Origin of the sequence: Paraburkholderia sp. XV, assembly GCF_020177535.1 — a bacterium.
In the GTDB taxonomy this organism is placed as follows: domain Bacteria; phylum Pseudomonadota; class Gammaproteobacteria; order Burkholderiales; family Burkholderiaceae; genus Paraburkholderia; species Paraburkholderia caribensis.
Genome location: NZ_JAGUUD010000046.1, coordinates 25,921 through 43,266, shown reverse-complemented (window position 1 = coordinate 43,266; position 17,346 = coordinate 25,921). Strand labels below are relative to the sequence as shown.

General features: G+C 67.2%; 15 protein-coding genes. 13 read left to right on the top strand and 2 right to left on the bottom strand.

Translation table 11 applies throughout. From position 1 onward, the window contains the following. Window positions 1-52: 52 nt before the first annotated feature. Both KFO72_RS21605 and KFO72_RS21600 read right to left on the bottom strand, forming a co-directional pair. Window positions 53-1,753, bottom strand: a complete 1,701-nt coding sequence (locus KFO72_RS21605; protein ID WP_225032996.1) for a ShlB/FhaC/HecB family hemolysin secretion/activation protein — start codon at window positions 1,751-1,753, stop codon at window positions 53-55. Between the two features lie 235 nt (window positions 1,754-1,988). Beyond that, window positions 1,989-3,413, bottom strand: coding sequence for a collagen-like triple helix repeat-containing protein (locus KFO72_RS21600; protein WP_225032995.1), 1,425 nt, complete (start codon window positions 3,411-3,413; stop codon window positions 1,989-1,991). 669 nt (window positions 3,414-4,082) lie between these two features. Here KFO72_RS21600 and KFO72_RS21595 point away from each other — a divergent pair. The 13 genes from KFO72_RS21595 to KFO72_RS21535 all read left to right on the top strand — a co-directional run bounded on the left by KFO72_RS21595 (window position 4,083) and on the right by KFO72_RS21535 (window position 17,312). Further along, complete coding sequence (locus KFO72_RS21595; protein ID WP_054930276.1) at window positions 4,083-4,271, top strand: Flp family type IVb pilin; 189 nt, start codon at window positions 4,083-4,085, stop codon at window positions 4,269-4,271. A gap of 173 nt (window positions 4,272-4,444) precedes the next feature. Further along, window positions 4,445-4,939: a prepilin peptidase gene (locus tag KFO72_RS21590; RefSeq protein WP_225032994.1), complete on the top strand. Its 495-nt coding sequence runs from the start codon at window positions 4,445-4,447 to the stop codon at window positions 4,937-4,939. Further along, window positions 4,936-5,460: a TadE/TadG family type IV pilus assembly protein gene (locus tag KFO72_RS21585; protein ID WP_082433779.1), complete on the top strand. Its 525-nt coding sequence runs from the start codon at window positions 4,936-4,938 to the stop codon at window positions 5,458-5,460. The genes KFO72_RS21590 and KFO72_RS21585 overlap by 4 nt, the downstream gene beginning before the upstream one ends. 97 nt (window positions 5,461-5,557) lie before the next feature. Further along, window positions 5,558-6,496 (top strand): Flp pilus assembly protein CpaB, encoded by a 939-nt coding sequence (gene cpaB / locus KFO72_RS21580; protein WP_225033000.1) that lies wholly within the window; start codon window positions 5,558-5,560, stop codon window positions 6,494-6,496. Window positions 6,497-6,592: 96 nt separating this feature from the next. Then, window positions 6,593-7,993, top strand: a complete 1,401-nt coding sequence (locus KFO72_RS21575) for a type II and III secretion system protein family protein (RefSeq protein WP_225032993.1) — start codon at window positions 6,593-6,595, stop codon at window positions 7,991-7,993. A gap of 75 nt (window positions 7,994-8,068) precedes the next feature. Beyond that, window positions 8,069-9,412, top strand: a complete 1,344-nt coding sequence (locus KFO72_RS21570) for a fimbrial protein (protein WP_225032992.1) — start codon at window positions 8,069-8,071, stop codon at window positions 9,410-9,412. A gap of 3 nt (window positions 9,413-9,415) precedes the next feature. Next, on the top strand, window positions 9,416-10,780 hold the full coding sequence (locus KFO72_RS21565; protein WP_054930281.1) for a CpaF family protein: 1,365 nt from the start codon (window positions 9,416-9,418) through the stop codon (window positions 10,778-10,780). Then, window positions 10,773-11,774, top strand: coding sequence for a type II secretion system F family protein (locus tag KFO72_RS21560; RefSeq protein ID WP_062915881.1), 1,002 nt, complete (start codon window positions 10,773-10,775; stop codon window positions 11,772-11,774). The genes KFO72_RS21565 and KFO72_RS21560 overlap by 8 nt, the downstream gene beginning before the upstream one ends. Before the next feature lie 2 nt (window positions 11,775-11,776). Beyond that, entirely contained in the window at window positions 11,777-12,799 is a 1,023-nt protein-coding gene (locus tag KFO72_RS21555) for a type II secretion system F family protein (RefSeq protein WP_107202364.1), read from the top strand. Window positions 12,800-12,814: 15 nt separating this feature from the next. After that, window positions 12,815-13,720: a pilus assembly protein gene (locus tag KFO72_RS21550; RefSeq protein ID WP_412101793.1), complete on the top strand. Its 906-nt coding sequence runs from the start codon at window positions 12,815-12,817 to the stop codon at window positions 13,718-13,720. Between the two features lie 41 nt (window positions 13,721-13,761). Then, window positions 13,762-14,112, top strand: a complete 351-nt coding sequence (locus KFO72_RS21545; RefSeq protein ID WP_225032991.1) for a DUF3613 domain-containing protein — start codon at window positions 13,762-13,764, stop codon at window positions 14,110-14,112. A gap of 1 nt (window position 14,113) precedes the next feature. Continuing rightward, on the top strand, window positions 14,114-15,889 hold the full coding sequence (locus KFO72_RS21540) for a TadG family pilus assembly protein (protein ID WP_225032990.1): 1,776 nt from the start codon (window positions 14,114-14,116) through the stop codon (window positions 15,887-15,889). Between the two features lie 31 nt (window positions 15,890-15,920). After that, entirely contained in the window at window positions 15,921-17,312 is a 1,392-nt protein-coding gene (locus KFO72_RS21535; RefSeq protein ID WP_054930288.1) for a sigma 54-interacting transcriptional regulator, read from the top strand. Window positions 17,313-17,346: the final 34 nt, after the last annotated feature.

The window sequence follows — 17,346 nt, the reverse complement described above, 5'->3', positions numbered from 1 at the left end:
CGTTTGATAGTGAATGCTCTAATCGGTGCGGGTCCTGGCAACGACGCATGAGTCAGTTCAACTGATACGAGAACGTCGCGTTGATGCGTGGACTGCGCGACGCGCTCTCGACAGGCGCATCGCCGACCGCCTTCGCGACGGACAGATCCAGGCTGTAATACTTCGCGTCGGAGATCCGGAAGCCGAGCGCTACCGAAGCAAGCTTTTTCGGCTGCGGCGTGCCCGCATGCAGATAGACGCGCGCCATGTCGACCGAAACATACGGGGTGAACGTGCGCAGATACGTGAAACCAGGCGCGATAGGGCGATTGATTTCGAACGACGCGCCCCAGCCCGAATCGCCCGATGTCTCGCCGGGTTGATAACCCTGCGCGAAGCGTTGCGCGCCGAATGAAATCTGCTCGGAGGCGGGCAGCGTATCGGGGCTGTATTGGCCCGTTGTGGCGAGCGTCGTGCCGATGCCGAGCGGCCACTCGTTGGTTTGCGAAAAGCTCGCACCCGTGCGGACAAAGGTGATCGAAGCGGGGTTGACGGTCGTCGTGCCGGGGATGTTCGAGTCGCCGGCTTTGCCCGCGCCGAGTATGTCGAAGGCCTTCGCGACGTTGATGCTGGCCTTGCGCGCCTGGCCCGTCTGCACGTCCGCGTAGTCGGCCTGCAACTGCAGCACGCGCACCTGCGAACGAAGCCCGAGCGCCGCGCCCGTGATCGTATTGTTGAAGCGGTCTTCGTCGTGCGATGCATAGGCCGTCACCGTTCCCGACAGACTGCGCGCGTTGCTCAGGATGAACGGATACGACACCGAACCGCCGATCCTGTCGTTGATCACCGTGCGCTCGACGTACGACGGCAAGCCGGGATTGTCCTTCGGATTGCCGCGATAGTGCGACGCATCGACTCTCGCGGTCATGCCTTCACTGCCGACGGGCAACGCGCCATGCGCCGCCAGATAGGTGACGTTGTCGCGCCCCTTCGGCAGCAGCGCCGACACGCTCAACTGCTCGCCGAGCGACGTGAGCCCGTTCTCCGTCGCTGTCAGCAACCCTTGCACGCCGGGATGATTGAAGTCGATGCCGGTGCTGACATTGAAGGGTTTTCGATCGACGTTGAGTTCCAGCGTGGTTGCACCGTCGGTGGTCTGCGGCGGCGGCACGTTCGCCGCGACCTTCACGCCGGGCAGGAGACCCATCGCGTTGATATAGCGTTCGAAGGTCGTGCGGCGCAGCGGCCGGTCCGCCGCGATGTGCGCAGCGATCGCGCGTATCCTGTCCTCGGTCTTGCCGGGCTTGCCCGTCACCGTCACGTTCGCCACGTAGCCTTCGACGATCGTCACGCGCACGACGCCGTTCTCGAACGTCTGCGCTGGAATGAACGCGAACGACAACGGGTAGCCGCGCTCCTGATAGAGCCGTGTGACGCCGTTCGCGACTTCGATCAGCTCGCCGATTGTGATGTCCTTGCCGACCAGCGGGGTGAAGCGCTGCGCGACGTCGTTGAAGGGAATCGACTTGACGCCTTCGACCTCGACCCTGGTCGGTGTGAGATGCCGTGCAAGCAGTTCCTGGAGTTGCGGCGCTTGCGGCTGGATTTGCGCTGTCGCGTTCGGGCCTTTCTCAGGCGCCTTGATTTGCGGAAGCGCCTCCAGTGGGTTGCCGCCCAGCGGGTTGCCACTGACAGCAGGCCGCGTCTGCGCCTGAACCGCGCTCGCAGCGATGGCCGCCAGCAGGAATGTCCATTGCCTGGTCCCGAATTTCATCGGTGTGTCCTCGGAGGCCCGTTATTGTTTTGCGCACGCGTGCCTGGCCGGGCGTCGCGTTCGCTGCTCTCGTGCCTGGATGGTTCTGCGATACGGGGCTTCAGTGCGCCTTCAGTGCACCTTCAGGCGCGAACGGCCGCTGCGTGCTTCACTTCGGCGTGAAGCACGCGCGTCGCGCGCGGGCGAAGGCCGTCATCTCTTCGCCAAAGGCAGCAGACTGCCAGCGAGGCTTTGGCTACTTCTTCGCGCCCGCGCCCAGCAGGCCGCCGACCAGCGACGTGACGGCGGAAAGAGGATTGGCCGGTCCGCTCGCGTTGCCGCCGCCCGTCGAAGTTAGCGAGAGGCCGCCGGGCGCGGATGAACCGGTGGGACCGGTGGAAGAGGTCGATGCCGCCGGCGCGGCGACGGCGCCCGCGACCGTCGAGGCGACGCCCGTGACAGCGCTCGTGAGGCCGCCCAGCGGGTTGCCGCCCGAAGCCGCATTGCCACCGCCCGCGCCGCCCGCGCCACCCGTGATCCCGACCGCGACGTTGCCGGTGACGCTGGCCGTGATGCCGCCCAGCGCGCCCGTCACGGCGCTCAAGGGGTTGCCCGCACCCGAGCCGCCTGCGCTACCCGAGCCACTCGAACCGCCCGTCAGGCCGCCAGGCGCGCCCGTCAAAGGCGCGAGTGGATTGCCGCCCGCGCCGCCCGAGCCTCCCGTCAGCAGTCCGCCTGCCGCGACGCTGGTCTTGCCGGCATCGGCGACGACGTTGCCCAGACCCGCCGAGACGGGATTACTGCCGCCCGTCGTCGCGACGATGCCGCCTGTTTTCACGAGCTGATTGCCGAGCGTCGTCAGCAGCCCGTTGACGGGCGCGCCGATGCCCGTGGTGTTGCCAACCGTCTGCGTGGTCGCCGCGACCGTCGACGTGATCGGCGTGACGGCGGTGCTCAGTTGTTGCGTGACCTGCTGAACGGGCCCCGTCGACAAAGCGGTGGTCAATGCGTTGCCGCCATCGGTCACGGCACCGCCCACCGTTTCGACGACGCGGCCAAGCGGCGTCGTGACGGCCGCGAGCGGCGCAAGCGGTCCGCTGCCGACGCTTTGCACCAGCCCGCCCGCGCTCGTTACTGCGCCGCCGACATGGCTCACGACCCCGCCCGTGCTCGCTACGGTGGTGCCCAGCGGATCGCTGGTCGCGCCCAGTTGCCCGAGTCCTTGCGACACGCCGTTGCCGAGTGTCGACACGGCCGCGCCGAGATTCGACACGACCCCGCCAGCCGCTTGCGTCGTATCGGTGCTGATGCCCGGCAGTGTCTGCGATCCGACCGTGCTGCCAACGCCCGATACCGTCGAGCCGACATCCGTTACGACGCCGCCCGCACCGGCCGAGACGGTGCCGACCTGGTTAGCCGTCTTCGTCGCCGGATTGGAGCCATTGCCGGTGTTGTCCGAGCCGCCGCTGGAGCCATTGCCCGCCGTCGTGCTGCCTCCCGCGCCCGTGCCGCTGCCTGCCGTTCCGCTTGCGCCTCCCGTCGACAGCGTGCCGCTGCTGCCGCCCTTCGTGCCCTGGCTCAACGAGCCCGATCCGCCGCAAGCGGCCAGCGACAGCATTGCCGTCACTGTAGCCGCGACGATCGATGCCCGAACCAGCGCGTGTGTCGTTTGAATTTTCATTTCGTCCTCGGATCTCTCATGTTGTGTGGTGGTGCTGCGCGTCCCTATCTGCAACAGGTATGCCATTGCGTATGAGGAAATCGGGAGCCGTCGCGTGTGGAGCGCGCTGCTCCAATGCCGGCGCGCCCTGGCGGGTGATTGCGCGGAACGTGGGATAACTGCTGAGGAACGCTAAACAGCTGGGAGCGCGACGTCGCATAGCGCGGCGTAACGTAACGGGAACGCGGTTTCGTTACGGGAGGATGGGTAACGCGGGGTAACGCGGTGCTTGAAACGAACGGCTCAAACGGGTGCTTGGTGGAGCCAATCTAACTTATGGTAAGTCCTATGTATTGTGGCGCACAGACTGCCGCTAATCTGCAAGAACGCTAAATGGTTCAAACGCAACGGTCTGAAAATTTGTGGCGTAACGCGATTGCTTCCAAAAGATTGTTAAGTTATAAATCTGAAAACATAATGGCGCCTGGAGCGGGAGGTGCGCTATAGAACAGACAACCACTTTCAAATTGCTTTAGCGCATCAACGCCAGTATGTTCATGCGCAGATAAAAGGCTTCAGGCCAAGGCATATAAACCGCATGGGGCATGGGAGAGAATGTCCTTGACGGGCCGTCTGCAAGCATTGCGAGTGTCATCAAATCAACGACTAGAAAAACCGAGGGTCACCAAAATGAAGCATTTCGCCAGCAAATTCCTGAGAGACAACAAGGGCGTCACGGCAATCGAATATGGCCTGATTGCAGGTGTCGTCGCCATTGCAATCGCGACTTCCGCCGGTTCTGTTGGAACCAATCTGTCGACGCTGTTCGACAATATCGCCGGCAAGATTTCCTCGGCTGCCACGGCAGCTAAAACGTGACAGCGGCTTAATCGCTTTCATCTAGAAGCATCCCGTAGCGAGCGCCGCCAGCGACGCTCGTTGCCAGTTTGCGTCTATTCAAAAAGGCATGACGAATTAATGCGAAATGAATCGCGCGTCGTAATTAATTCGTATTGCCTGGTATCCGTTCGGTAAAAGCTTGCTGAATTCCTATGGCTACCTGGATTGGAAGTCTGATGTTCGTTGCGTGGGCGACGACGGTGGCGGCGTGCGATCTTCGCTACCGGCGCGTCACGAACGCGTTGATCGCAGCCGGGCTGATAGCGGCCTTCGCGTGCACCTTCACCGTGCGCATGCCGTTCGGCGTCGGGCCGGATCAGGCAGCACTGGGCGCGCTGCTCGGTCTTGCCGCGCTGCTGCCGTTCTTCGCGCTGCGCGTGATGGGTGCCGCCGACGTCAAGGTCTTCGCCGCGCTCGGCGCGTGGTGCGGTCCGCACGCGCTGCTCGATCTATGGATTGCCGCGAGCATCCTCGCGGGGCTGCATGCGCTTGCACTGCTGGTCGCGACGCGCACGCCGCTCGCCACGCTCGTCCGAAGCGGCGAGGCGACCTTCGGGCTGCGCGGGCACCGCGCGACGCCCTACGTGACGTGCCTCGCCATCCCGGCGCTCGGCATGCTCGTGCTGCGACAACTGGGAGGAACATGACCGTTCCTGCGCCGACGCCAGCCCTGCAGCCCACATGCGAGTGCAATCGCAAGCGCGATCATGCGTGCCATGCGTGCCATGCGCGGCGGCGTCAGCGCGGCGCGAGCGCCGTCGAATTCGCGCTCGTGTTTCCGCTGTTTTTCATGATCTTCTACGCGATCGTGACGTTCAGCCTGATCTTCGTCGCGCAGCAGAGCCTGACGCTCGCTGCCGAAGAAGGCGCGCGTGCCGCGCTCAACTATCAGCAGGCGCAAACCGTGAATGCCGCGCTCGACAACCGCACGGCGGCCGCGTGCACGGCGGCGGCCAACCTGGCCAACTGGCTCGCGGCGAAAGCGAAATGCGACGCGAGCTGGGCCCCATGCACGTTCGACGGCACGATGCGCTGCGTCACCGTCACGCTCACCTACAACTACCAGAGCTATCCGCTCGTGCCGCCCGTGCCGCTGCTCGATGTCGCGCTGCCTGCGCAACTGACGAGCTCGGCGATGGTTCAACTCAACCCGGGGTATGTGCTGTGACTGTGATGCCGCGCCCATTTTCCCCATTTGCACATGACCCGGCCAACGGCAAGCGGGTACGCGCAGGAGGCGAGCCATGCCGAATCTGAGTCCGACTTTGACTCCGCATGTGACGCGGATCGTGGCGGGCGTGCTGATCGCGCTCGCCGTCGTGCTCGGCGTGCTCGCGTTGACGCTGGCCCGCCGTCCCGCGCCCGTGGCCGCGCCCGTCGCGCCGGCGCCGGCGGCTTATCACGTAGTTGTCGCGCTGCGCGCGCTGCCCGCCGGGCAGCCGATACCCGCCGACGCGCTGCGCATCCAGAATCTGCCCATCAACCCGTCGGGCGCTTTCGACGAACCGTCACTGGTCGCCGGCCGCGTGCCCGTCGCGGAGATCGGCGCGCAGGCGCCCGTGCTCGAGGCACAGCTGTCGTCGGGCATTGCCGAGCGCATCGAGCCGGGCGAGCGCGCAGTGGCCGTGCGCGTCGACGAAACCAATGCGGTCGGCAACCGCTTGCGTCCGGGCAATCTCGTCGACGTGTTCTTTACGTTGAAGCGCGATGGCGTGAGCGTGGGTCCGGCGGGGCAGGCGGAAGTCGAGCGGACGCAGGCGCGGCTGCTGCTGTCGCGTGTGCGCGTGCTCGCGTGGGGCAACGTCGCCGCCAACGGCACGCCCGATGCGAACACGCCCGCGCGCACCGCCGTGCTCGCCGTGCCGCTTGCCGATGTCGACAGGTTGGCGCTCGCGGACGGCGCGGGGCGCCTCGTGCTCGCGCTGCGCAACCCGCGCGATACCGACGTGCTCGATGCCGCCACCTTGCCCGCGTATCCGGGCGTGCTGAAGACGGCGGCGGGCCGTGACGCGCCGCCGTCGACGCGCGCGGCGGCGGGTGTCGCACTCGACGAACTGTCCGGCAGCCGTACGCGACAGTCCTTGCCCGCGCCAGCCGCCGTGCCGCGCAGAGCGCCTGCCCGACGGCTGGTCGCAGGCGCGCCTGAGGCGGGCGGTGCAATCGAGGTGATACGCGGCGGCCGGTCGGAAACGCTCGCATGGTGACAACGCGCGCGGCGCGATGAAAACGGACGGCGCGGTTGGCCGTCGATGAAAAAAAGCGTGCTTCCAGGGAGGGCGCGAAGGCGCGTCCGGGGGAATATGAGAAAACGGATTCTTGCGTGGCGCGTGGCCATGATCGTGTGCGTGCTGCCGATGGCGGCGCGGCCCGTCGCGAGCGGTGCAGCCGACAGCGCGGGCCTTGCGCCGGCGTCCGCTGCCGCGCCCGTCATCGACCTCGCCGTCGGCGCGCAGCAGACGCTCGCGGCGGGCCGCGCGCTGACGCGCGTAGCCGTCGGCGATCCGAATGTCGCCGACGTGCTGATTCTCAAGAGCGGTGCGAAAAAACGCGGCGGCGTGCTGCTGGTCGGCAAATCGGCGGGCACGACGAGCGTGATGCTGTGGGAGCGCGACGGCGATGCGCCGCTCACCTATACGGTGAACGTCACCTCTGCCGCCGCCAGCCATCTGCTCGACGACAGTACGGCGGAGGTAAGAGTGCTGGGCGGCACGGCTGTGATCCAGGGCAAGGCCGCGACGATGGAAGTGCATCAGCGGGCGGCAAGCGTCGCGGCGGGCGCTGCGGCCTCGGCCGGCACGAACGGGAAGGGCGGCGCGGTGCTCGACGTCTCGTCGATCGCGACGCGCCCGGTCGTGCAGGTCGACGTGCGTGTGGTCGAATTCAGCCGCGCGGTGCTCAAGCAGATCGGCTTCAATTTCTCGAAAGGCTACAACGGCTTCGCGTTCGGCTCGTTCGGACCTTCGTCGCTGAACAAGGCGACCTTCACGCCTGGCCAGGGCACCTCGTTCGATTCGACGATGCCCATCGCGTCCGCCTTCAATCTCGTGTTCGGCTCGGTCGCGCATAACCTGTTCGCCGACCTGAGCCTGATGGAGAGCAACAACCTCGCGCGCATTCTCGCCGAGCCGACGCTCGTCGCGCTGTCCGGCCAGAGCGCGAGCTTTCTCGCGGGCGGCGAGATTCCCGTTCCCGTGCCGCAGGGGCTCGGCACCACGTCGATCGAATACAAGCCGTACGGCGTCGGCCTCACGCTCACGCCGACCGTGCTCAGCCCGCAGCGTATCGCACTGAAAGTCGCGCCCGAAGCAAGCCAGCTCGACTTCGTGCACGCCGTGACGGTGAACGGCATCTCGGTGCCCGCCATCACGACGCGCCGCGCCGACACGACCGTCGAACTCGGCGACGGCGAGAGCTTCGTGATCGGCGGGCTGATCGATCGCGAGACGGCGTCGAACGTCGACAAGGTGCCCGTGCTCGGCGACCTGCCCATCCTCGGGGCGTTCTTCAAGCAACTGAACTACTCGCAGAGCGACAAGGAGCTGCTCATCATCGTCTCGCCGCATCTGGTGTCGCCGCTCGCGAAAGGCGCGGCGATGCCGTCTACACCGGGCGAGCAGTCCGAGCAGCGCGATGCGCCCGTATGGCGGTCGCTGCTCGGCGGCGCGGCGTCGCGCGATGCCGCGCCGGGATTTTCGAAATGAACGCGCGGCAGATATCGGTATCTGCAAAGGCAACGGCAAAGGCAATGGGCTGGCCGCCGCAACAGGAACGGCAACATGAACGCGAGAACTTACGCCTTGACTGAGCACGCCGTCACCGACTGCTTCGTGCTCGCGACGCAAACCGACGAGCACGTGCGCTGGCTCGCCGGATCGCTGGTGTCGGCGGGCGCCGTCGAGCCGGTCAGCCTCGATCCGCACGCGCTCGTGCAGCGGATCGGCACGCTCAACCCGTCGCTCGTGTTCGTCGATTTTTCGGGCGGGCGGATCGCCGCCGCGAGCGCCGCGGCGCATGCGGCGCGTACTGCGTATCCGGGCCTGCAAATCGTTGCGCTCGGTTCGGTGCGTGAGCCGGAGAGCGCGCTCGCCGCGTTGCGCGCGGGCGTGCGCGATTTCATCGACCTGTGCGCGCCGGCGGCCGACGCGCTTCGTATCACGCGCGAGGTATTCGAGCACATCGTCGAGCCCATCAGCCGTCACGGCAAACTGACGGTAATCGTCGGCGCGCGTACGGGCATGGGCGTGTCGACGCTGGCCGCGAATCTCGCCGTGCTGCTGCAACGGCGCGATGCCGCGCGAGGCCGCGAGGCGCTGCTGCTCGATCTCGGCTTGCCCGCCGGCGACGGCATGCTGCTGCTCGACACCAAGTGCGAGTTCGGCTTCGTCGAAGCCGTGCGCAACGTGCGCCGCTTCGATCAGACCTTCGTGCACACTGCGTTGTCGCATCACGCCAGCGGCCTCGCGCTCACGACGCTGCCCGCCGATCCCGGCGACATGCGCGAAGTCTCGCACGCGTCGTCGGTGGGATTGCTGAACCGGCTGCGCGCATTCTTCGACCAGCAGATCGTCGATCTCGGCGGCTTCACGAACAGCGAGTTCATCGCCAGCGTGGTGCAGGCCGCCGACGAAGCGTGGCTCGTCTGCGATCAGGGCGTGCCGTCCGTCGTGTCGGCCGTCGGCGTGCTGGACGACTTGTGCGCGCACGGCATCGAAGCGGAGAAGATCCGGCAGAAGGTGCGGCTCGTCGTCAACAAGGTCGTGCCGGAACTGGGTCTCACGCCCGCGCAGATCGCGCAGCGTCTCGAACTCGACCTGCTCGCGACGCTGCCCGAACGGCGCGTCGCGCTGGGCCAGGCGATGAATCAGGGCCACCTGCTGGCCGAGGCCGCGCCGCGCGACCCGTATGTGCGCGCGCTCGACGTACTCGTGACGAGGCTCGCGGGCGTGCCCGCCAGGCAGGGCGCTGAAGGCAAGGCAGGCAAGGCGGCCCAACCAGCCATCGCGCCGGCGACGGACGGCGCAGCCGACGCAGCGCCGCCCACCAGCACGCCCCGCGCGCGCGGCAAGTCCGCGCTCGACGCGTTCCGGCGCTTCCTTCCCACTTCCAGCAAACGGTCATAGACGATGGCAAAAGAGATCGAATTTGCCGACGATGCTCCCGCGTTCGAGCAGAGCCAGCAGTTCCAGGACATCAAGAACGCGGCGCACGAACATCTGCTCACGCGCATCGAGGAACTCGGCGCGGAGTTCGGCCGCTGGTCGCGCAATGCGATCAATCAGTTCGTCGACCTGGAGATGGACAGCTTCGTGCGCCTGCGCCGCATCCCGATCAACGAGAGCGAGGTGCGGCGTATCGCCGAGGCGCTGACTAAGGAGCTGGCGGGCTTCGGACCGATCGAGGATCTGCTGAACGATCCCGCCGTCGAGGACATCCTCGTGAACGGCTACAACGACGTGTACGTGTCGCGCCACGGCATCCTCGCGAAAATCCCCGTGCGCTTCGCGGACAACGCGCACCTGCTGCGCATCGTGCGGCGCATTCTCGCGCCCATCGGCAGACGTCTGGATGAATCGAATCCGATGGTCGACGCGCGGCTGCCCGACGGCGGCCGCGTGAACGTGGTGATCGAGCCGCTGTCGATCGACGGGCCGGTCGTGTCGATCCGCAAGTTCCGCAAGGACCCGCTGCGCCCCGACGATCTGCTCGCCAACGGCACGTACAACGCGGAGCTCGGCGCGCTGCTCGAAGCGGCCGTAGAGGCGCGCTGCAATATTCTGGTGTCGGGCGGCACGAGCTCGGGCAAGACGTCGCTGCTCAACGCGCTCGCGTTTCATATCCCCGACGCCGAGCGCGTCGTGACCATCGAGGACACGGCGGAACTCTCGCTCAATCATCCGCATGTGGTGCGGCTCGAAAGCCGGCCGGGCGGCTTCGACGGCAATGGCCTCGTGTCGATCCGCGACCTGTTGCGCAACACGCTGCGCATGCGCCCGGACCGCATCATCGTCGGCGAAGTGCGCGGCGGCGAAGTGCTCGAAATGCTGCAGGCGATGAACACGGGCCACGACGGATCGATGGGCACCGTGCACGCGAGCTCGCCGCGCGAATGTCTGTACCGCCTCGAAATGCTCGCGGGTTTTGCGGGCTTTCAGGGCACGGAATCGAGCTTGCGGCGGCAGATCGCGAATGCGATCGACTTCATCGTGCAGATCGGGCGGCTCTCGAATGGCCGGCGCCGCATCCTGTCGATCACCGAGGTCACGGGGCTGTCGGACAACATCATCGCGACGCAGGAACTCTATCGCTTCGAACCGCTGACCTCGCCCGAAGGCGAAGAGACGGACAACTGGACGTCGCTGGGCATTCATCCGCATTCGCCCAAGCTCGCGCGGTTCCGGCAGGCGCTGGGTGGCGGCGCCGGCGGCGGAACGGGCGGTGGATTCGGCGCGGCGGGTGGCGGCTTCGGCGGCGGAGGCTTCAATGTATAGCGCCGCGCTCATCGCGGCGGCGCTCGCGCTGCTGTGCGCAGCCGGGGCGCTGATCGTCGCGCAACGCGGCGCGCAGCGCAGGGAGCGCGCGAGCACCGCGCGTTTCATCGACAGCCGCATGGCGCAGATTTCGCAGCCCGCGCGGGCCACTGGCGGCGCGGCCGCGGGCATCGGCAACCGGACAGCCGCGCTGCGCGCACAGGCGCTCGCGCAGACTGCGGACGAAGCAACCGGCTGGCGCAAGCTCAAGGCGCGCATGGCGCTCGCTTTCGACCAGTCGATGAATCGCGCGGGCATATCGAACGCAAGACTGCCCGCGTTCTGCGCGCTATCCGGAGCGCTCGCGTTGTCCGGGTTCGCGGGCAGCCGTGCGGGGGCGGGCGTGTTCTGCATGACGCTGATCACCTGCGCCGTGCTGCTCTACGTGCTGATGGCGCGACGCATCCTGAAGCGCCGCCAGTTGATCGTGCGTCAGCTGCCGTCGTTTCTCGACGGCATCGTGCGTCTGATCGTGCTCGGCAACAGCGTGCCCGCCGCGTTCCAGGCGTCGCTGCAGACCACGGAGGCGCCGTTGCGCCAGTGCCTCGACCACGTCTCGCAGATGCTGCGCGCGGGTGTCGAAATCGATCGCGCGCTCTGTCATGTCGCGCAGGTCTATCGCGCGAACGAACTCGAACTGCTGGGTGCGGTGCTGCGCCTGTCGGTGAAATACGGCGGACGGGCCGACGTGATGCTCGACCGCATGGCGTCGTTCATGCGCGACCTCGAACAGGCGGAGCGCGAACTGTCGGCGATGTCGGCGGAAACGCGGCTGTCGGCATGGGTGCTGACGCTGCTGCCCATCGGCATCGGCGCATTTCTGATCGCATCGAATCCGCACTATTTTGCGTGGATGTGGAAAGACGCGTCCGGGCAACGCCTCGTGTATCTCGCGTTCGCGCTGCAGATGACGGGCGCGTTCCTGCTGTACCGCCTTGCGCGGCTGAAGGCCTGACGATGGACGCGCACCGTCTCGCCGCGCTCGCCGTTGCCTGTGCCGCGCTCGCGTCGTTGCTGGCGGGCGTGGCGCTGTGGCGGCGTCATGCGGCTGCGCGGCGCAGCGCGCAAGTGCTGGCCGATGCGCTGGAGCGGCGCGCGGCGCAGGCGGCGACGGGCCCGACTGCAAGCGCAGGCGCGCGGCCGGTGCGCGCCGATTCTGCCGATTCCGTTCATGCATCGGCGACGACGCCCGCGAAGGGGCTGCAACGGTTCATCGGGCGCGCGTCGGAAGCGGGCATGCATTGGCTCGACACACCGCTCGGCCGTCAGGTCGTCGCCGAAGAAGACCGGCGCGTGCTGGAGCAGTGTGGTTTCGTCGATGCCCGCGCGCGCGGCCTGTTCCTGATCGCGCGCATTGGCGGCGCGATCGTGTTGCCGCTCGTCGCGCTGGCGCTGACGGAGTTTCATCCGCAGGGCTCGCGCGGGCCTGCCGTCGTCGTGTTCGCGCTGCTTGCGGGCTTCATGCTGCCGAAGCTCATCGTGCGGCGGCGCGCGGCGGCGAGGCGTCTTGCCGTGATCGACGAACTGCCGATGCTCGTCGATCTGCTGCGTCTGTTGCAAGGCGTCGGTCTTTCGCTCGATCAGAGCCTGCAGGTGATGGTCAGCGATTTTCGCAGCGTACTGCCCGTGCTGTCGGGCGAACTCGCGATCGCGCAGCGGCAGGCCGCGGCGGGCCGCACGCGCGAGCAGTCGCTGCACCGTCTCGCATCGAGCTATGCGAACGAGGATCTGCGCGCGATCGTGCGTCTGCTGATTCAGGTGGACCGGCATGGCGGCGCCGTGCAGGAGCCGCTCAAGCAGTTCGGCGACCGTCTGCGCGAAGCGCGCCGCGCGATGCTGCGCGAGCGCATCGGACGTCTCACCGTGAAGATGACGGGCGTCATGGTCGTGACGCTGCTGCCCGCGCTGCTGATCGTGACGGCGGGGCCGGGCGTGCTGGCCGTCGTGCATTCGCTGTCGGCGTCGGCGGGGCATCGATAGGGAAAACGAAACATCATGAAGAGGCACTACGATATGAAGCGCCCGTTGCAGTCCCCCGCGTCGAAGCCGCTGCGCGTCGTTGCGCTGCTTGCCGCCTGTGCGCTGCTCGGCGCTTGCGCGGTGAAAGAGTCGGGCTACGGCGTCGGGCCGCAGGCCGAGCGCGAGGCGAAGCTCCAGCAATCGACGCGCGACACCGCGCCGGATACGCCCGGCATGTACCTCGGCCTGATCGACCGGATGCAGGCGCAAGGGCTGTACTACGCGTCGCTCGCGCATATCGACGCCTACGAGAAGCAGTACGGCGTATCGCCCGATTCGCTCCTGCTGCGCGCCGACGCATTGCGCGCGACGGATCAGCCGGCGGCGAGCGCGGCCGCCTACACGCAATTGCTGAACACGCCGCTCGCCGCGCGCGGGTATCGCGGGCTGGGTCTGCTGGCGGGCGCGTCGGGCGACTTCGAGCGCGCATCGCAGGCGCTCGGACAGGCCGCCGAACTCGCGCCGACGGATGTCGCGACACTGTCCGATCTCGGCTATGCACGGCTGCGCGCGGGCGACATAGCGGGCGCGCGCGTGCCGCTGATGAAAGCGGCGGAACTCGACGGACACAACCAGAAGGTGATTGGCAACATCGCGCTGTATCTGCTCGCGGATGGGCAGACCACGCGCGCGCAGGCGCTCGTCAAGGAGCAGAAGCTCGCGCCTGACGTGCGCACGCAACTTCGCGACGAGGCGGCGAAGGTGGCGGCCGCGAGCCGCGCGCGCCGTGGCGGCGAGCCGCGCGCGGCAAAGCCGCCGATGCCATCCATGTCAGGCGCGGCCACTGCGCTGCCCGCGCCGCCGACGCCGACGCCGACGCCGGTGGCGAACCTGCAGCCCGTCGATCAGCCTCGGCGTTTGCTGCAACGGTTTGCGCAATGAAGACGCGGCTCGCGCGGCGACCAGGGATCAGGGAGAGAGCGATGAAAACGGAGATGAGAGGGCGTCGCATCGGCGCGGCATGCATCGTTGCGGCGAGCTTGTGCATGACGGGTGGCGCTTGCGCGCAGGATGCAGGCGGCAGCCCCCCGGTCGACACGCCGCTCGCAAGCGAAATCGGCCACTCGACGCATGCCTGGCTCGACCTGCAGCGCAGCGGCGCGCAAGCCGCGCCGCCTCTGACCATGCTCGGCGATGAAGCGGGCCTCGCGTACCAGCGTTACATGGAGTCGTTCAAGGCGAAGATTCCTGTGTCGTTCGGCTCGTCGGTGGGCGGGGGCGGCAATCTGCTGCGGGTCGATTACACGAACACGGGTGGAGCGCAGCAGAACTGAAATGCCATTGCGCCAGACCGACCGCCCATCGTCGATGCAGACTTTCGCACACCGTTCCCGACACGCGAGCGCGCGCCGCCAGCGCGGCGCGACGGCCGTGCTGGCGGCGGTGTGGATTGGCACGGCCGTCGCGGCGCTCGGTGTGCTCGACGTCGGCCATGTCTTTCTGGTGCGCCGCCAGTTGCAGCAGGCAGCCGACATGGCCGCCGTCGCGGGCGCGCAGACCATCGGCATGGCGGGCGGCTGCGCGGGCGCAACGCTTTCCGCGCAGCAGGCGGCGGCGCGCAACGGCTATGCGGGGGATGCTCCCGTCAGCGTCGCCTGCGGCAGATGGACGGCGGCGAGCGGGCCTGCGCAATTCGACACGTCGCGTGCGACGCCGCTCAATGCCGTGCAGGTGACGGCCACCCAAAGCGTGAAGCATTTCTTCATCGGACCCGCGCGCGATGTGCAGGCCGTCGCGACCGCGAAGGCAACGGATACGGCGTCGTTCTCGCTGTCGACGAATCTGGCTTCGCTGTCGGGCGGCGCGATCAACGGATTGATGAGCGCGTTGCTCGGCGCGAACGTGTCGCTCGATGTCGCGACGTGGCAGGCGCTCGCATCGACGAACGTGCGGCTGGGCGATCTCGCCGCGCAAATCGGCGTCGCGTCGATCGACGAACTGCTGAACGCGAAAGCGTCGGTGCCGGATCTCGCCAGCGCAATGGTGAGCGTGCTCAGCCGGAACCACGCGGCGAGTGCCAGCGTGACGTCCGCGCTGACGGCGATTCAGGCGGCGGCGAGCGGCGGCGCGAAGATCGCATTGGGCGACGGCGGCACAGCCGCGCCCGGATTGCTGGCGATCGGTCTTGCCGATAGGCAGGCGGCCGCCTCGGCGGCGATCAGCGCGCTCGATGCCTTGATCGTCGCCGCGGAACTCGCGCACGGCACGTCGGCGCTCGATCTCGGCGCGGCGCTCAATCCGTCGGCGATGGCGGGCATGACGTTGCCTGTGAGCCTGACCGCGAAGGCCGCGATCCTGCAAGCGCCCGTGATCGCCGTCGGCGAGGCGGGCATGGACGGCAGCGGTGCCTGGCGCACGAGCGCGCATGCCGCGCAGGTGCGGGTGTATCTCGATCTGAATCTGACCATTCCGCTGCTCGCGACCATCGACCTTCCGCTTTATGTCGAAGGCGCGAACGGCACGGCTGCCCTGACGCAGACGCAGTGCGCGGCTTCGAAGGCCGCGAGCACGAGCACGATACGCGTCATGCAGACGGGCGTGGCGAGCGCATGCATCGGCGGGGATGCCGCGTCGAAACTGACCAATACGACGAACGTTGCGCAATGCCAGCAGCCCGCGAAAGTGGCGAGCCTGGTGGGATCGCTGGTCGAGGTTTATGCGGGCACGGGCACGCCTTCGTCGGGACTCAATGTCGCGTTGCAGAGCCAGGCACCCGAGACGCTCATGTTCAACGGCGCCGCAGGCGACGGCGACGACACGCAGGGCGGCAATGCGAACGCGCTCGGCTCCGAATCGGGCGGGCTGCTCGGACAACTGATCTCGCAACTGCCGACCCGGGTTTATCTGACGCTCGCCGGCGTGCCTTTGACGGCGGGGCAGGCGCTTGCATACCAGCCGAGCGTGCAATCGCTCGCCGATACGCTGCAACCCATTCTGGGCAGCCTCGACACCGTGCTGGTGCCGCTGCTGCAACTACTCGGCGTGCAGGTCGGCGTGAGCACCGTCCATGCGACCTCGCTGTCGTGCAGCGACGCGCAACTCGTCGACTAACAGGAAACGGCCATCCAATGAAATCCTGCTTATGAGAGCCACCACGAAAATCGAGGAACTGGACCTGTACGTCTGGGAGGGCAAGGCCGATATCGTCGATCGCGTCGCGCGCTGCATGGCGAGCTTCGAAGTCGAAGTGATCCGCGCCGACGATGTCGCGATCTCGCTGGAGCGCACGTCGGCGCGGCCGTCGCTTGCGCTCATCAGCGTGTCGGTGATCGATACGGCGGGCTTCGCCGTGCGCGACCTGCAGGCGACGCACGGCATGCCCGTGATCTGGGTCGGCGCCGCGCCGCGCGACCACGACCCGGCAATGTATCCCGCCGAGTACTCGCACGTGCTGCCCCTCGACTTCACTTGCGCCGAACTGCGCAGCATGGTGACGAAGCTGGTCGTGCAACTGCGCGCGCATTCCGCGCAGACGCTGGAGCCGAGTGCGCTCGTCGCGAACTCCGAATGCATGCAGGCGCTGCTGCACGAAGTCGACACGTTCGCCGACTGCGAGACGAGCGTGCTCGTGCATGGCGAAACGGGGGTCGGCAAGGAGCGCATCGCGCAACTGCTGCACGAGAAACATTCGCGGTATGGGCGCGGGCCGTTCATCGCCGTGAATTGCGGCGCGATTCCCGACGGGCTCTTCGAGTCGCTGTTCTTCGGACATTCGAAAGGGTCGTTCACGGGCGCCGTCGGCGCGCACAAGGGCTATTTCGAACAGGCCGACGGCGGCACGCTGTTTCTCGACGAGATCGGCGACCTGCCGCTGTACCAGCAGGTGAAGCTGCTGCGCGTGCTCGAGGACAGCGCCGTCACGCGCATCGGCTCGGCGACGCCCGTGAAGCTCGACTTCCGGCTCGTCGCGGCGACCAACCGGCACCTGCCGCAACTCGTGAAGGACGGCACGTTCCGCGCGGATCTGTACTACCGGCTCGCCGTGATCGAACTGAAAATTCCGTCGCTGGAAGAGCGGGGCGCGGTCGACAAGATCGCCATCTTCAAGGCGTTCATCGCCTCCGTGGTCGGGGCCGAGCGTCTCGCGTCGCTGCCCGATATTCCGTACTGGCTCGCGGACGCCGTCGCCGACACGTACTTTCCCGGCAACGTGCGCGAGCTGCGCAACCTGGCCGAACGGATCGGCGTGACGGTACGGCAGATCGGCGCGTGGGATGCGGCCCGGCTGCACCGGCTGCTTGCGGTGGCGCGCAGCAGTCAGCCCGTGCCCGCCGAGAGCGCGGCGGAAGTGCTCGTCGATCGCAGCAAGTGGGATATGGCCGAGCGCAGCCGCGTGCTCGCCGCGCTCGATGCGAACAGCTGGCGCCGCCAGGACACGGCGCAATACCTCGGTATCAGCCGCAAGGTGCTGTGGGAAAAGATGCGTAAGTACCAAATTTTCGACGAGGAACCCGAAACTCGTGAAAGTGAGTAATAATTGAACGGTTTTGCAAAACTAAAACACGACA